Origin of the sequence: Qipengyuania sp. SS22 (assembly GCF_025736935.1) — a bacterium.
Taxonomy (GTDB): Bacteria; Pseudomonadota; Alphaproteobacteria; order Sphingomonadales; family Sphingomonadaceae; genus Qipengyuania.
This window is the reverse complement of record NZ_CP107048.1, coordinates 2,162,878-2,177,147: the sequence shown is the minus strand read 5'-3', so window position 1 is coordinate 2,177,147 and position 14,270 is coordinate 2,162,878. Positions and strand designations below refer to the sequence as shown.

15 protein-coding genes are annotated in these 14,270 nt (G+C 64.5%); 6 read left to right on the top strand and 9 right to left on the bottom strand.

Annotated elements, in window-relative coordinates:
* Window positions 1-54 precede the first annotated feature (54 nt).
* The 4 genes from mnmG to N6L26_RS10850 are packed head-to-tail and all read left to right on the top strand — an operon-like array spanning window position 55 to window position 4,296.
* A complete protein-coding gene (gene mnmG / locus N6L26_RS10865; RefSeq protein ID WP_263605587.1) occupies window positions 55-1,905 on the top strand; it encodes a tRNA uridine-5-carboxymethylaminomethyl(34) synthesis enzyme MnmG in 1,851 nt (616 codons plus the stop codon).
* On the top strand, window positions 1,902-2,537 hold the full coding sequence (gene rsmG, locus N6L26_RS10860) for a 16S rRNA (guanine(527)-N(7))-methyltransferase RsmG (protein WP_263605586.1): 636 nt from the start codon (window positions 1,902-1,904) through the stop codon (window positions 2,535-2,537). Before mnmG ends, rsmG begins: the two co-directional genes overlap by 4 nt.
* A complete protein-coding gene (locus tag N6L26_RS10855; RefSeq protein WP_263605585.1) occupies window positions 2,534-3,325 on the top strand; it encodes a ParA family protein in 792 nt (263 codons plus the stop codon). The genes rsmG and N6L26_RS10855 overlap by 4 nt, the downstream gene beginning before the upstream one ends.
* Entirely contained in the window at window positions 3,322-4,296 is a 975-nt protein-coding gene (locus tag N6L26_RS10850) for a ParB/RepB/Spo0J family partition protein (protein ID WP_263605584.1), read from the top strand. Before N6L26_RS10855 ends, N6L26_RS10850 begins: the two co-directional genes overlap by 4 nt.
* Window positions 4,297-4,351: 55 nt before the next feature.
* Here N6L26_RS10850 and N6L26_RS10845 read toward each other — a convergent pair whose 3' ends face one another.
* Window positions 4,352-5,302, bottom strand: coding sequence for a glycine zipper 2TM domain-containing protein (locus tag N6L26_RS10845; protein ID WP_263605583.1), 951 nt, complete (start codon window positions 5,300-5,302; stop codon window positions 4,352-4,354).
* 124 nt (window positions 5,303-5,426) lie between these two features.
* Entirely contained in the window at window positions 5,427-5,909 is a 483-nt protein-coding gene (locus tag N6L26_RS10840; protein ID WP_263605582.1) for a GAF domain-containing protein, read from the bottom strand.
* Between the two features lie 76 nt (window positions 5,910-5,985).
* On the opposite strand from N6L26_RS10840, the gene N6L26_RS10835 reads away from it, so the two are divergent.
* The gene (locus tag N6L26_RS10835) at window positions 5,986-7,446 is read left to right on the top strand and encodes a PQQ-dependent sugar dehydrogenase (protein ID WP_263605581.1); all 1,461 of its coding nucleotides are present in this window, start codon (window positions 5,986-5,988) and stop codon (window positions 7,444-7,446) included.
* Window position 7,447: 1 nt separating this feature from the next.
* Here N6L26_RS10835 and N6L26_RS10830 read toward each other — a convergent pair whose 3' ends face one another.
* A complete protein-coding gene (locus tag N6L26_RS10830; RefSeq protein WP_263605580.1) occupies window positions 7,448-9,187 on the bottom strand; it encodes an acyl-CoA dehydrogenase in 1,740 nt (579 codons plus the stop codon).
* A 47-nt stretch (window positions 9,188-9,234) separates the two neighbouring features.
* Between N6L26_RS10830 and N6L26_RS10825 the strand changes: the two genes are divergently transcribed.
* The gene (locus N6L26_RS10825) at window positions 9,235-10,164 is read left to right on the top strand and encodes an L-threonylcarbamoyladenylate synthase (protein WP_263605579.1); all 930 of its coding nucleotides are present in this window, start codon (window positions 9,235-9,237) and stop codon (window positions 10,162-10,164) included.
* On the opposite strand, the gene N6L26_RS10820 is transcribed toward N6L26_RS10825, so the two are convergent.
* The 6 genes from N6L26_RS10820 to fdxA all read right to left on the bottom strand — a co-directional run bounded on the left by N6L26_RS10820 (window position 10,161) and on the right by fdxA (window position 14,267).
* Complete coding sequence (locus N6L26_RS10820; protein WP_263605578.1) at window positions 10,161-10,493, bottom strand: hypothetical protein; 333 nt, start codon at window positions 10,491-10,493, stop codon at window positions 10,161-10,163. The two genes, N6L26_RS10825 and N6L26_RS10820, sit on opposite strands and share 4 nt — an antisense overlap.
* A gap of 53 nt (window positions 10,494-10,546) precedes the next feature.
* Entirely contained in the window at window positions 10,547-11,359 is an 813-nt protein-coding gene (locus N6L26_RS10815) for a head GIN domain-containing protein (protein WP_263605577.1), read from the bottom strand.
* 120 nt (window positions 11,360-11,479) lie between these two features.
* Window positions 11,480-12,217 carry a head GIN domain-containing protein gene (locus N6L26_RS10810; protein WP_263605576.1) on the bottom strand — a complete coding sequence of 246 codons (738 nt, stop codon included), beginning with the start codon at window positions 12,215-12,217 and terminating at the stop codon, window positions 11,480-11,482.
* Window positions 12,218-12,372: 155 nt separating this feature from the next.
* Entirely contained in the window at window positions 12,373-12,906 is a 534-nt protein-coding gene (locus N6L26_RS10805; protein ID WP_050601467.1) for a CarD family transcriptional regulator, read from the bottom strand.
* A 227-nt stretch (window positions 12,907-13,133) separates the two neighbouring features.
* The gene (locus tag N6L26_RS10800) at window positions 13,134-13,916 is read right to left on the bottom strand and encodes a YihY/virulence factor BrkB family protein (RefSeq protein WP_263605575.1); all 783 of its coding nucleotides are present in this window, start codon (window positions 13,914-13,916) and stop codon (window positions 13,134-13,136) included.
* Window positions 13,917-13,928: 12 nt separating this feature from the next.
* Window positions 13,929-14,267 (bottom strand): ferredoxin FdxA, encoded by a 339-nt coding sequence (fdxA, locus tag N6L26_RS10795; protein WP_263605574.1) that lies wholly within the window; start codon window positions 14,265-14,267, stop codon window positions 13,929-13,931.
* Window positions 14,268-14,270 lie beyond the last annotated feature (3 nt).

The window sequence follows — 14,270 nt, the reverse complement described above, 5'->3', positions numbered from 1 at the left end:
ACGTGAAACATGCACTTTGACGCGAGTCAGGGTGAAGGCTAAGGCGCGCCACCAATGCAAACCTTCGATGTCCTTGTAGTCGGCGGCGGTCACGCCGGTGTCGAGGCGGCCTGCGCGGCCGCCCGCATGGGAGCGCGCACCGGCCTGATCAGCCTCGATCTCGACAAGATCGGAGCGATGAGCTGCAACCCGGCGATCGGCGGACTGGGCAAGGGCCATCTGGTGCGCGAGGTTGATGCACTCGACGGCGTTATCGGCCGCGCGGCAGATGCGGCTGCAATCCACTACCGAATGCTCAACCGCTCGAAGGGGAGTGCTGTCTGGGGCCCGCGCGTGCAGGCCGACCGTAGGCTGTTCCATCGCGCGGTCCAGACCATTGTCAAAGCTCAGCCGCGCCTCGACCTGATTGCGGGTGAGGTCGCGGCACTGCGGTTCGACGGCGATCGGCTCGCAGGGCTGGAACTGGCGGACGGTACCGCTCTCGACGCGGAGGCAGTGATCCTGTGCACGGGCACCTTCCTCGGCGGCGTGCTCTATCGGGGCGAAGAGCGCTTCGAAGGCGGGCGCATCGGCGAGGGGGCAGCGCATCGGCTTGCTGACCAGTTGCGCGAGGCAGACCTGCCGATGGGGCGGCTCAAGACGGGCACCCCGCCGCGCCTCGATGGAAGAACCATCGACTGGGCCGCTCTCGAGGAACAGCCGTCGGATGTTGAAGCCTGGACGATGAGCTCGCTTACGACCGTGCGCTGCAACCCGCAGATTTTCTGCGCGATCACGCGGACGAACGAACGCGCACACGATATCATCCGCGCCAATCTTGATCGCTCGCCTTTGTTCTCTGGCGCGATCGGTGCCGCCGGTCCGCGCTACTGTCCTTCCATCGAAGACAAGATCCACCGCTTTGGCGACCGTGAAGGGCACCAGGTCTTTCTCGAACCCGAGGGGCTGGACACCGAATTGATCTATCCCAACGGCATATCCACCTCGCTCCCGGTCGATGTCCAGCTGGGCATGCTCCGCGAAATGGACGGGTTGCGCTGGGTCGAAATGGCAGTGCCCGGTTACGCGGTCGAATATGATCATATCGATCCACGCGCGCTTAGCTCGGGGCTGGAGCTCAATGCCATTCCGGGCCTCTATTGCGCGGGTCAGATCAATGGAACGACGGGTTATGAGGAGGCCGCTGCGCAGGGGCTGATGGCCGGTATGCACGCGGCATCGACGGTGCTAGGCGTTGCGCCTGCGCCGCTCGATCGCGCCAATTCCTATATCGCGGTCATGCTCGACGATCTTACCCTCCAGGGGATCACCGAGCCCTATCGCATGCTGACTTCCCGCGCCGAATATCGCCTTCGTCTTCGCGCGAGCAACGCCGATACGAGGCTCACGCCGCTGGGCGTCGCCTGCGGTCTGGTCGGGAAAGAACGGGCGGAGTGGTATGCGCAGCGCGAGGAACGGCGTGGACGCTACGCCGAACGCTTTGCAGCGCCCATCCACTCCAAGGTCCTGTCCGACGCAGGGTTTCACGTGAAACGCGACACCGGTCCGCGCCCGGCTGCGGAATGGCTGGGTGGTGGCCACGCCAATCTCGATACACTTGCACCGTGGATGGAGGGCGTCGACCCATCCGATCCACTCGCAGTCGAGATGGCGGAGGATGCGTTCTATGCGCCCTATCTCGCGCGTCAGCGGGCCGAGCTCGCCGATTTACGGAGCAGCGAAGCACAGCACCTCCCGCGCGATTTTCCCTTCGCCGAAGTCCCAGGTCTCTCGAACGAGATGATCGAACGTCTCTCCGTCGCCCGTCCCGAATCCCTGGCGGCCGCGGGCCGCATCAGCGGGATTACCCCGGCGGCGTTGGCTGCGGTGCTGGTGCATGCCCGCAAACTGGACCGCGCTGCATGATTTCGACCGAAAGCGACGCGCGTGCCTATGTCGCCGGTCTGTGCGACGAGGAGGCGATGGATCGCCTCGATCGGCTTGCGCAGGCGCTTCCCGAAGAGAACCAGCAGCAGAACCTGGTCGCGAAGCCCACGCTTTCGATGATCTGGCAGCGGCACATCGCCGATTCGGCGCAATTGCTCGAATTCTGCGAGATGCCTTCCGCCGCGCAGCCCTGGTTGGATCTCGGGAGCGGGGCGGGTTTTCCCGGACTCGTTATCGCTGCGATGCGTCCTGAAATGCCGGTTGTCCTGGTCGAATCGCGCAAACGGCGTGTCGAATGGCTATCGTGGGCGGCGAGCCTGATGGGCCTCGAAAACTGCCGCGTAGAGGGGCAGAGGCTGGAAAATGTCGAGGCATTCGATGCTGGGGTAATATCCGCGCGCGCCTTCGCGCCGCTGGACCGTCTGCTCGCTCTATCGGCTCGCTTCTCCACAAGGAGCACCTGCTGGGTGTTGCCCAAAGGGCGTTCGGCAGCGCAAGAAGTTAAAGACCTGCCCAAGAATCGCCGTGGGATGTTTCACGTGGAACAATCCCACACCGATTCCGAAGCGGGAATTATCGTTGGACGCGGCAAGTGGAGCGCAAAAGCATGATCACGATCGCAATTGCCAACCAGAAGGGCGGGGTCGGCAAGACCACTACCGCGATCAACATTGCCACGGCGATGGCTGCCACTGGCTGGAAGACGCTTCTGATCGATCTCGATCCGCAGGGAAACGCATCCACCGGTTTGGGTATCGCGGCTGCCGACCGCGAAAACACCAGCTACGATTTGCTGCTCGACCAAGCCACTTTGGCTGAATGCGCGCAGCCGACCGATATTCCGGGTCTCGATATCGTGCCCGCAACGCAGGATCTGTCGGGCGCCGAGGTGGAGCTCGTCTCGGTGGTAGATCGCACGGCGCGTCTGCGAAATGCGCTGTCGGCGCAGGAACGCGGTAGTTTCGCCGGATACGAAATCTGCTTCATCGACTGTCCGCCGTCGCTCGGACTGCTGACGCTCAACGCGCTTTGTGCGGCCGATACACTGCTGGTACCGCTCCAATGCGAGTTCTTTGCATTGGAGGGACTCAGCCAATTGCTGCAGACGGTCGAGCGCGTCCAGCGGGGTTTCAACACCGATCTGGGTATCGTTGGTGTCGTTCTGACCATGTTCGACCGCCGCAACCGACTTACTGACCAGGTCGCTGACGATGTGCGCGATTGCCTGGGCAAGCTCGTCTTTGACAGCGTCATTCCGCGCAATGTGCGGCTTTCCGAAGCACCCAGTCACGGCATGCCTGCGCTGGTCTATGACCATAATTGCTCGGGCAGCCGCGCCTATATCGGCCTCGCGCGCGAGTTGATCGGACGACTACCCGAAAAGAGGAAGGCGGCATGAGCGAAACCGCATCGAATACCGGAGCAAAACCGATCGACCGGAAGAAGAAGCTCGGCAAGGGACTTGGCGCCCTGCTCGGAGAGACCCGCCGTGAAGAACCGCTTGTGCGGCAGGATCGCGGCATCAGCGACCGTTCGCCTGCGGACAATTCCGAGCCCCACACCGCTCCGACCGAGGGCCTCGCCTCGATCCCCGTGGCCGATATCGAGCCGCTGCCCGGTCAGCCGCGTAGCCGCTTCGACGAGGACGCGCTCGAATCGCTGGCATCGTCGATCGCTACGCGCGGTGTGATCCAGCCCATCATCGTTTCGCCGCTGGGCGAGGGACGGTATCGCCTCGTGGCGGGTGAGCGGCGCTGGCGGGCCGCGCAAAAGGCCCGACTGCACGAAATCCCGGCGCTGGTGCGCGAACTCGACCAGCGCGAGGTGATGGCGCTTGCGCTTATCGAGAACCTCCAGCGTGAGGACCTCAACCCGGTCGAAGAAGCGCGCGCTTACCAGAAGCTCTCCGACGACGAGGGAATGACGCAGGCCGAAATCGCCAAGCTGGTCGACAAATCACGCAGCCACGTCGCCAACTTCCAGCGCCTGCTCGCTCTACCCGACACGATCCTGGCATTTCTGGCGGAGGGTTCGCTGTCGATGGGCCATGCCCGCGCATTGATCGGGCGCGAAGAGGCGACCGAACTTGCCAAGAAGGCGGTTTCCGAAGGTCTTTCTGTCCGCGAGATGGAAGCGCTCACCCGCAAGCCCCGCAGCCGGCAGACCGCCGAGAGCGTATCAGGAGACGGGCCCGAGCCAGGCGACAATGCCGATATCGCGGCGGTCCAGAGCCATCTTGAGGAATTCCTCGGCATGCCGGTAAAGATCGCCACCGATGCCACGCCCAATACAGGGAGCGTGACGATTCGGTTTCGCACGCTCGACCAGCTAGACCTTATTTGTCAGAGGCTTACAGGCGGCGATATCTAGGAGGCCTTACCGGCGGGATGCCGGACATGCCTGACTGGTTCCAGCTTCTGGCAGCCTAGTTGGCGGGTGTACCGTCGGGATAGACCGCGCGCTGCGGCACGGTGACCGTCACCGGCATCAGCATATATTGCCCCGCCTGGCTGTATTGGACGGTTCCCGCGCTGGCGGTCGCCTGCTGCATGTAATCGTCGAGATAGGCCTGGCACTGGCCCTGGCTGTTGGTCCGGCGGCGACTGCCGTCCTCGATCGCGTCACCCGCGGCCATTCCGGCCAACGCGCCCGCACCGGCGCCGATCAGGGTACCCGCCATGCGATTCCCGCGCCCGGCGATCCGGCTGCCGAGCAAGCCGCCTGCCGCACCGCCAACCAGCGCCCCGATGATCTCACCGCGGTCGCTGTCGGTTTCATAGGTGTCGAGCCGCGCGCGGCATTCCTCTAGCCATGCATTGCGGTCGAAGGCCACGACCTGTGACCCGGGGGGAAGCTGCGCGGGGGTAGCGCCGTAGCCATATTCGGCGGGTACGGCCTGCGCCGGAGCGCCAGCGGGGTAAATCACCCGCGATGCGCCGCCTGTGGTCGGCCGGGCGTAGCTGACCGGCGCCGGGTAGGTGTAGACCACCTGCGGCATTTGCTGGACGTAGATATAGGTCGGCTGGACCGGCACCACGGTAGCGGCCGTACCACGTGCCGCGATCGTCCGCGCCGCGGGCACCGCGTCGGCGGTTGGCGCTTCATAGGTGTAATAGGCCGGCGCCGACGGATCGATCGACTGGATCGTCGGCTTGCTGACGAATACCGGAGGCTCCTGACGCGCAGGAATGACGCGCGCCGCGCCGGTAGGCCCGGTCGTGACGGTCTCGGTCACCACATCGTCGTCGAGCTCGGGCAGCGCCTGCGCATATTCGTACTGACCGGTCTCATAGGACATGGTTTCCTGCGCCAGGGCTGCTCCAGTGGGGAACGCCAAGCTGGAAGCGGCCAGGGCAAGGGCGGTGCGGGCGATCATGGCAGAGGCTCCTTCAGGCGACTCGGGATCACGCCGCGTCGCTTTCGTTAAGGGCTTGTTTAGCATCACACCTGCGGAGCGCAAAAGATGCACCTGTGCTTGTGCCGCAATGGGGCGGTGCGGTTCAGATACGGTCTGCGAGCATGGCTGCCAGCGCCTCGACACCATCGGCATCGTCGCGGTCGAACCGGGCCTTCACGGGGCTGTCGAGATCGATCACTGCGATGGCATCCCCATCGCGCAGCACTGGGACTACCAGTTCGGAGTTGGTCACCGAATCGCAGGCGATATGGCCGGGGAATGCCTGCACGTCTTCGACCAGCTGGGTGGCGCCGTCGCGGGCCGCAGCGCCGCAGACGCCCTGACCCATCGGAATCCGGATGCACGCGGGACGCCCCATGAAGGGGCCAAGCACCAGCTCGCCATCGATCACGCGGTAGAAGCCCGACCAGTTGAGATCGGGCACGAAATCCCACAGCAGCGCGGCCACATTGGCCATATTGGCGACCGTATCGGGCTCGCCCGCAGTCAGTGCCTCGGCGGCATCGAGCAATTGGCGATAGGCTTCGGGCTTGGGCGTGGCGGGGTCGGGGCGAAAATCGAACATGTCACGCGATGTAGCGTGCGCGCGACGCGCTGCAAGAGCCATTGCTCCCGCCGCAAGGCTCGCTTATCTCCGCGCCATGGGAATCCTCAAGAAGCTGGGCCTCGCGCTCCTCGTCATCCTGCTGGTGGTTTTGGTCGCCGGCTATTTCTTCACCCGGGGCGATACCGCCGATGTCGCCTTCGAGGAGACCGTGGGTACCGATCCCACGCTCGACGAGCCCGAAGCCGAAAGCTTCCCGACCGTGGCCATCGCCGAACCGGTGGGCTGGGCCGAGGATGAAGTTCCCACCGCTGCCGAAGGCCTTGCGGTCACGCGGTTCGCCGATGGTCTCGACCATCCGCGCACGCTGCAGGCGCTGCCCAATGGCGATATCTTGGTCTCGCTGACCCAATCGCCCAAACTCGGCGGCGGCGAGAGCAATTGGCTGCGCGACCTCATCGCCGGTTTCCTGTTCCGCAAGGCGGGCGCGGGCGGCGACAGCGCCAACCAACTGGTCCTGCTGCGCGATGGCGATGGCGACGGGGTGGCCGAAGGCCGGTTCGTCCTGCGCGACGATCTCGATTCGCCCTCGGGCCTCGCCTGGGGCGACGACACGCTCTATGTCGCCAATCACGATGAAGTGCTGGCATTCGATTACGAACTCGGCGCGACCCAGGTGACCGGCGAAGGCCGCAAGATCGCCGATCTCGCCGAGGGTACCGGCCACTGGATGCGCAACCTCGCGCTCCATCCCGATGGCAACCGCCTCTATGCGGCAGTCGGCTCCAAATCGAATATCGGCGAGGACGGGCTCGAGATCGAAGAAGGCCGCGCGCTGATCTGGGAAATCAATCTCGAAACCGGCCGCCAGCGTGTCTTCGCCGCGGGCCTGCGCAACGCCAATGGCCTCGATTTCAGTCCCTGGTCGGGGGAACTGTGGACCACGGTCAACGAGCGCGACATGCTCGGTTCGGATCTGGTGCCCGATTACCTGACCAATGTACCCGTGGGCGCGCATTATGGCTGGCCCTGGGTCTATTACGGCGACAATTTCGATCGACGGGTCAAATACCCGATCCCGCAGGCCATCAGCTATGTCCGCACGCCCGAATATGCGCTTGGACCGCATGTCGCCGCGCTGGGTTTCGTTTTCAGCCGCGAAGGCGCCAAACTGGGTGAGAACTTCGCCAGTGGCGCATTGATCGCCCGTCATGGCTCGTGGAACCGCAAGCCGCCCTCGGGCTACGACGTGGTCTATGTCGCCTTTGACGAGCGCGGCAATCCGGTTGGTAAGCCGGTACCCGTGCTCACGGGCTTCCTGCAGGATGACGGCACGACGCGCGGACGCCCGACCTGGGTCGAATGGGCGGGCGACGGATCGCTGCTCGTATCGGACGACACCGCCGGGATTATCTGGCGCGTCTTCGCTCTCGGTGCCAATGCGCAGCAGGGCATCGAACGGGTGACCGGCGATCGCCTGCCCCCGCAGCGCGAATTGCGCGGGCAGCAGGCGACCTTCGGCGAGGATGATTATGCGCGGCGGGTAACCGCGGAATAGGTCACCCCACGAGCTGGTCGGCCGAGAGCGCGTAGAGCGCCTCTCCGCCGGCCACAGCGGCACTTTTGAGGCCCGCGGCCTCGGGGACGATGCGGTCGAGGAAAAAGCGCACGCTGGCCGCCTTCTTGGCAGCAAGTCCGGGGGCAGCGCCGTCTTCGACCGCGCGCAACTGTCGCACCAGCTGCGCCCCGGCCACTGCCACGGCGAACATGGTGCAGAACGGCACCGAGCCCGCCAAACGATCATCGAGGCTGGCATCCTCGCGCATCCATCGCGCCACTCCAGCGCAATCGGCCGCGAGCGCGGCAAGCGCGGGTTCGTCTGCGGCTTCGCGCGCCACATCGGCGATTACCCCGGTGAGCGCTTCGCCTCCTTCGAGCCCGAGTTTGCGGGTGACGAGATCGGCGGCCTGGATGCCGTTGGTGCCTTCGTAGATCGGCGCGATGCGCGAATCCCGCCAATGCTGCGCCGCACCGGTTTCCTCGACGAAGCCCATGCCGCCATGGACCTGCACGCCGAGGCTGGCGACTTCGATGCCGATATCGGTCCCCCATGCCTTGATCAGCGGAGTCAGCACTTCGCCGCGCGCCCCCGCAGTCGCGTCGCCCAGCGTGCCCCGGTCGACCTGGCCCGCAGTATAATAAAGCAGCGCCCGCGCGCCTTCAGTCAGCGCCTTCATCCGTAGCAACATACGCCGCACATCGGGGTGCTCGATGATCGATACGGACGCCTTGTCCGGTGAGCCGGCGCGCGCCGACTGGATGCGCTCCCTGGCAAAGTCGAGCGCCTGCTGGGTCGCTCTCTCGCCGATCTGGACACCCTGGTTGCCAACGTTGATGCGGGCATTGTTCATCATCGTGAACATCGCCATCAACCCGCGGTTCTCCGCGCCGACCAGTTCGCCGATGCACTCGCCATTGTCGCCATAACTCATCACGCAGGTGGGCGAGGCATTGATGCCCAGTTTGTGTTCGATGCTGACGCACCGCAGATCGTTGCGCTCTCCGGGGGTGCCATCGTCCTTCACATGATATTTGGGGACGATGAACAGCGAGATGCCGCGTGTCCCCTCGGGTGCATCGGGCAGCCGCGCCAAGACGAGGTGGATGATGTTCTTGGCCAGTTCGTGCTCGCCCCAGGTGATGTAGATCTTCTGACCCTTGATGCGGTATTTGCCCGCGTGCTCACCCTCGGTAATCGGCTGGGCCGTCGTCCGCAGCGCGCCGACATCGGAGCCGGCCTGCGGTTCGGTCAGATTCATCGTGCCCGACCATTCGCCGCTCACCAGCTTGGGCAGGTACTTCTCCTGTAGATCTTTCGAGCCATGATGTTCGAGTGACTCGATCGACCCGACGCTCAGCATCGGCAGGAGATTGAAGGCCATATTCGCGGTACCGAGGTTTTCGAGCACATTGCACGAGAGCGTGAAGGGCAGACCCTGACCGCCGAATTCCACCGGTCCCGAGATCGCATTCCAGCCCTGTTCGACATAATGCTCATAGGCTTCAGCAAAGCCTGAGGGCAGGCGCACTACGCCATTCTCGAGCTTGGCGCCTTCGAGGTCACCTGCGCGGTTGAGCGGCGCCCATTCGCCCGCCGCGAATTCGCCGATCCCGCCAACGATGGCTTCAACCATATCGGGTTCGGCGGCGGCGAACTTTTCGGACTGCGCGAGCTCTTCGATGCCGGCGTTGACGCGGATGGCAAGCAGCTGGTCCTGCGTGGCGGGGGTATAGGTCACGGTGGTATCCTCTTGGCTTTGTGCGCACGCAGATATAGCGCGCGGGCATGAGCGGCAAATACGCTACGGAAACGCTTCACGTCGAGGAAGGTGGCATCGCGCGCGCCGCGGAAATCCTGCGGGACGGCGGGCTTGTCGCCGTGCCGACCGAAACCGTCTATGGCCTCGCCGCGCGCGCCGATAGCGACGCGGCGGTCGCGCGCATTTACGAAGCGAAGGGGCGGCCGAGCTTCAATCCGTTGATCGTGCATATCGCATCGCTGGCGCAAGCGCGTACCCTGGCCGAATTCTCGCCCGTGGCCGAGCGTCTTGCAGAGCAGTATTGGCCGGGCCCGCTCACGCTGGTGCTGCCGCGCCGCCGTGCTGCCGGTCTTTCCGACGCGGTGACGGCAGGTCTCGATACGCTGGCGCTGCGGATGCCGGCGCACCCGATCATGCGAGGGCTGCTCGATGCGGTCGGTCTGCCGCTCGCGGCTCCCTCGGCAAATCGCAGCGGTTTCATCAGTCCTACCTCACCCGCGCATGTGCTGGCTTCGCTCGATGGCCGGATCGATGCGGTCCTCGATGGGGGAGAGTGCGAGAAGGGGCTGGAGTCCACGATCGCAGCCGTCCGCAGCAATGGCGCGGTGGAAATTCTGCGTCCGGGACCGATCGCTCTCGAGGCAGCGACCAAAGGCGAGGGCGCGATCGAAGCACCCGGCCAGCTCGCCAGCCATTACGCGCCCGGAAAGCCGGTGCGCCTGATGGCATCGGAAGTTGCGCCAGACGAGTTCTGGATCGGTTTTGGCGCAATTGCCGGCGATTGCACGCTGTCGGAAAGCGGCGATCTTACGCAGGCGGCAGCGCGCCTCTACGCCTGCCTTCACGAAGGCGCGCGTTCGGACAAGCCGCGCATCGCCATTGCCCCGGTCCCGCAAACGGGGATCGGCATCGCGATCAACGACCGGCTGCGCCGCGCGGCGACGCTGCCGGATTAATCGTCTGCGGGTTCGTAGGGGAGCGTCGGGATGATCTGCTGCATCTCGGCATAAGTGTCGCGCGCCTCGTCGCAAGCGCGGCGAATGCCGTCTTCGCACTGGTCGAGCTGCTTTTCATAGTCGCGCTCGAGCTTGGCGAGGCGTTGTTCGCGCCGCCGGATCTCGCGACCGCGCTTCTCGTCGGCTTCGGACTGGCTGGTGGTGGCAAGGTCGACGCCCTTGCTCACCGCCTTTACCGGCGCCGTCGCGACGTCGACCACGGCCTTGGCGAGACAACCGGGTAGCATCACGCTGGCGGGCAATAGGATCGAGAGGGCTAGGCGGTGCATGGAAATTCCTTTCGCCGCGCCGCCTAGCCGATAATCGATAACCCGTCGATGAACTACGCCTCGGGTGCTTCAGGCGCTTCGGGTCCGTCGGGTGCCTGCGGTGCCTCGGGAGCGGTGTCCGCAGCGCGGACCTCGCGGCAATTGAGTTTGCCCGAGCCCATCGAACTGACGGTACAGTCGGCGCGGCCGTTCACGGTGATCGTGCCCGATCCCATGATATTGGCCTCGACGGCCCCGTCGGAGGAGAATTCGGCATCGCCCGAACCGGCGACCGAAATCTCGGCATTGCCGACCTGGAGGCCCGCCATGCGCGCCCGGCCCGAACCGGCGATGGTCATGTCGAGCTCGCCGACACTACCGGCGGCTTCGAAATCACCCGAACCGGCAATTGTAAGGTCGAGCGAGGTCGCTTCCACCCGTACAATCTTGGCGGTGCCCGATCCGGCGATGGTCACATCGGCTTCGTCGCTCATCGAGGCAGCCTCGATATCGCCCGAACCGGCGAGAACCATCGCGGTAAGGCTGGGCATGGTCACGCGGACGGTGGCGATGCCATTGTCGCGCCAGCTATCGTTTTCGCGGCTGATGCCGAGTGCCTCGTCGTCGAGCGAGAACCGTAGCGCTTGAATCGCGGCGTCGTCGCCCGAGACGGTGATGTCGAGCTCATCGCCTTCGCTGATGATGACACGATCGGGGCCGGCCAGAACCAGTTCGGTCGGGGCGGGGCCACTCATGTCGAGCTCGGCGAGCGGCACACCCTCGCTGTCACCAACGTGGATATTCATGCCGTCGCACCCCGCGAGAAGCGCTGCTCCGGCGAGTGCGGCAAGCGGGGCAAAGCCCTTGAGAATTCGATGGATTGTCACGGTCGTATCCTTTCCTGCGGCAGTCCGTATTGCTTATATAATACAGCAACACCTCTTCAGCAAGCGAAAGGCTTGTGCAGTCGCGACAGCCGACCGAGCAGCTCTCGCGACCGCAGCTGATCAGCGTGTGCAGGTCAACCGCCCCGAACCCATGCGGCTCTGCGTGCAATCGTTGGTGCCCGTCACCAGCGCATTGCCGCTGCCCACGATACTGGCGGAAACGCGGCCATCGGCGCGGAAGCGGGCATCGCCCGACCCGGCGATCGAAACGCTCGCGCGGCCAAGCTGCAGCTGGCGACCATCGATGTCGCCGCTCCCGGCAACCGTGATCCGGCCGCTATCGGCCCGGCCCGCTACCTCGAGATCGCCCGACCCCGCGATCGTCGCGGACATGCGGTTTGCGCTGACCCGGGCGATATCGATCGTGCCCGATCCGGCCACGGTGACATCGACCTCGTCGCTGTCCATTCCGTCGACCCGCATCGTACCCGACCCGGCCAGCGTAACCGCGTCGACATCGGGCGCGATCACTTCGATACGCGCCCTGCCTTCGACCTGTGTGCGACGCCAGCGACGACCGATGAGGAGCTCGCCATCCTCGACTTCGAAGCGCAATTCGGCGAGCACGGCAGGGCTGCCACTTGCGCGAATCTGCCAGCGGTCGCCGCGGGTCACGACAACTTCGTCACTCCCGGCCAGCGTGACTTGCGCAAACCGTCCGGTCGCCGCCCATGAGGACGGGATCGGCTCGGCATCGTCGAGGTTCGACCGCCACGACTTGTCGGCCAGCGCCGGGCTGGCGGGAAGGGTAGTAACGGCCGCGAGGCCAAGCGCGCAGGCGGCGATGATACGGAACATAACGGTTCTCCCAATTGTCAGCCGCCAAGCTCCCACCTTCGCCATGCCATGTCGAGCACGTTCGTCGACAGTTGTAGTCGTTTGATGGATTATCACCGAACGAAAAAGGGGGCGCCCTGCGGCACCCCCTCTTGCGTGTTCGTGAAACGTCGCGCTTAAGCGTCTTCGGTGTTCTCGTAATATTGCGGCGCATGCTCGCGCAGCACGTCGAGAATCTTCTCCAGCGCGGTCGGTTCGTCGGTCTTCTCCATCGCCGCGAGTTCGCGGGCGAGGCGGCTCGAAGCCGCTTCGAAGATCTGCCGTTCCGAATAGCTCTGCTCGGGCTGGTCGTCGGGACGGAACAGGTCGCGCGTGACTTCGGCGATTAGCACGATTTCGCCGGAATTGATCTTCGCTTCATATTCCTGCGCGCGGCGGCTCCACATGGTCCGCTTGACCTTGGGCTTGCCCTTGAGCGTTTCCATCGCTTCCTTGAGCGTCTTGTCGCTCGACAGCTTGCGCATGCCGATCGATTCGACCTTGTTCACCGGAACACGGAGCGTCATGCGTTCCTTCTCGAAGCGGAGGACATAGAGGTCGAGCTGCATACCGGCGATTTCCTCGCTTTGCAGTTCGATCACACGGCCAACGCCGTGCTTGGGGTAAACAACGTAATCGCCAACGTCGAAGGCATCAGCCTTGCTTGCCATGCAATCTTTCCTTTCGTCGGGCTTGGCCATTAGGAAACAGCAGCGTCAAGGAACCCCTTGGCCGCAGCCCCGCGTGCGGGAGTGCGGTCTGGGACCGAAGCTGACGTTGCTGGTGGCCTGCCCTTTCAATTCGCACACCTGGCCGGGAGCAAACCGGCTCAGTTGTTGCATTATATAGCACAGCCGACGCAATATTGCGAGTCTGCGGTAAAAGGTTCCGTCGGAACCTAGGGCTGGCGGTTGCGGAGCGTGGTCAGTTCGGCTCCGAAGAGCAGCAGGAACCCGGTGGCCCAGAACCAGGTGATCAGCGCGAGAACCGCCCCGAGCGCGCCGTAAGTCGCGTTATAGCTGCCGAAATTCGCCGCATAGAAACCGAAAGCCGCAGTTGCCACGAGCCACAGGACCGCGAATACGATCGCGCCGGGCCAGATTGCTGGCCATGCCGGGGCGGGGCCGTTTGGTGCGAGGCGGTACAACAGGCCCGTGCCCAGAATTGCGGTAGCCAGTAGGAAAGCCAGGCTGGCAACACCGCCGAAAACGCCGCCAAGGCCAGCCAGTGCTGCGCTCCCGATACCCGCGACAATAAAGCCGCAGACGCCCGCTACAGTGAGCGCCAGCGCGACCAGGTTTCCTCGGAGAAACCCGCGTGCATCGCCGACGCCGAAGGCAATATTGAGCCCGGTCATCAGCGACCGCGCACCATTGCGGGCACCGAACAGCGCGATCGCCAGCGATAGGAGCAGTCCGAGGCCTTTGGCGCCGGACGCGCCTTGAGACACGCTTTCCAGCTGACCGCCGATCAGTTCGGCGGCAGCGGCGGGAAGCCGTCCCGCGAGCAGATCGACATGTGCGGCCACCGTTTCCGGATCGGCGAACAGCCCATAGGCGAGGACAAGTGCGCCCAGCGCGGGCACCAGCGCGAGCAGCGCGTAATGCGCGATCCCCGCCGCCAGTATGCCGATATTGTCGGTGGCGCCGGCCTGCCATGCCGCCTTCAGGTCAGCGAGCACGCGTGAGCGCGGTCAGTCGCCTTCGCCGGGCTCGGCCGAGAAGTACTTGTCGAACTTGCCTTCTTCGCCCTTGTGCTCGTCGGCTTCGGCGGGCGGTTCCTTCGACTGGGTGATGTTTGGCCATTCGGCGCTGAACTTGGTGTTCAGCTCGAGCCATTTCTCCAGCCCATCTTCGGTATCGGGCAGAATCGCTTCGGCCGGACATTCGGGTTCGCACACGCCGCAATCGATGCATTCGCTGGGATTGATGACGAGCATGTTCTCGCCCTCATAGAAGCAGTCGACCGGGCAGACCTCGACGCAGTCGGTGTACTTGCACTTGATGCAGTCATCGGTGACGACATAGGTCATGGG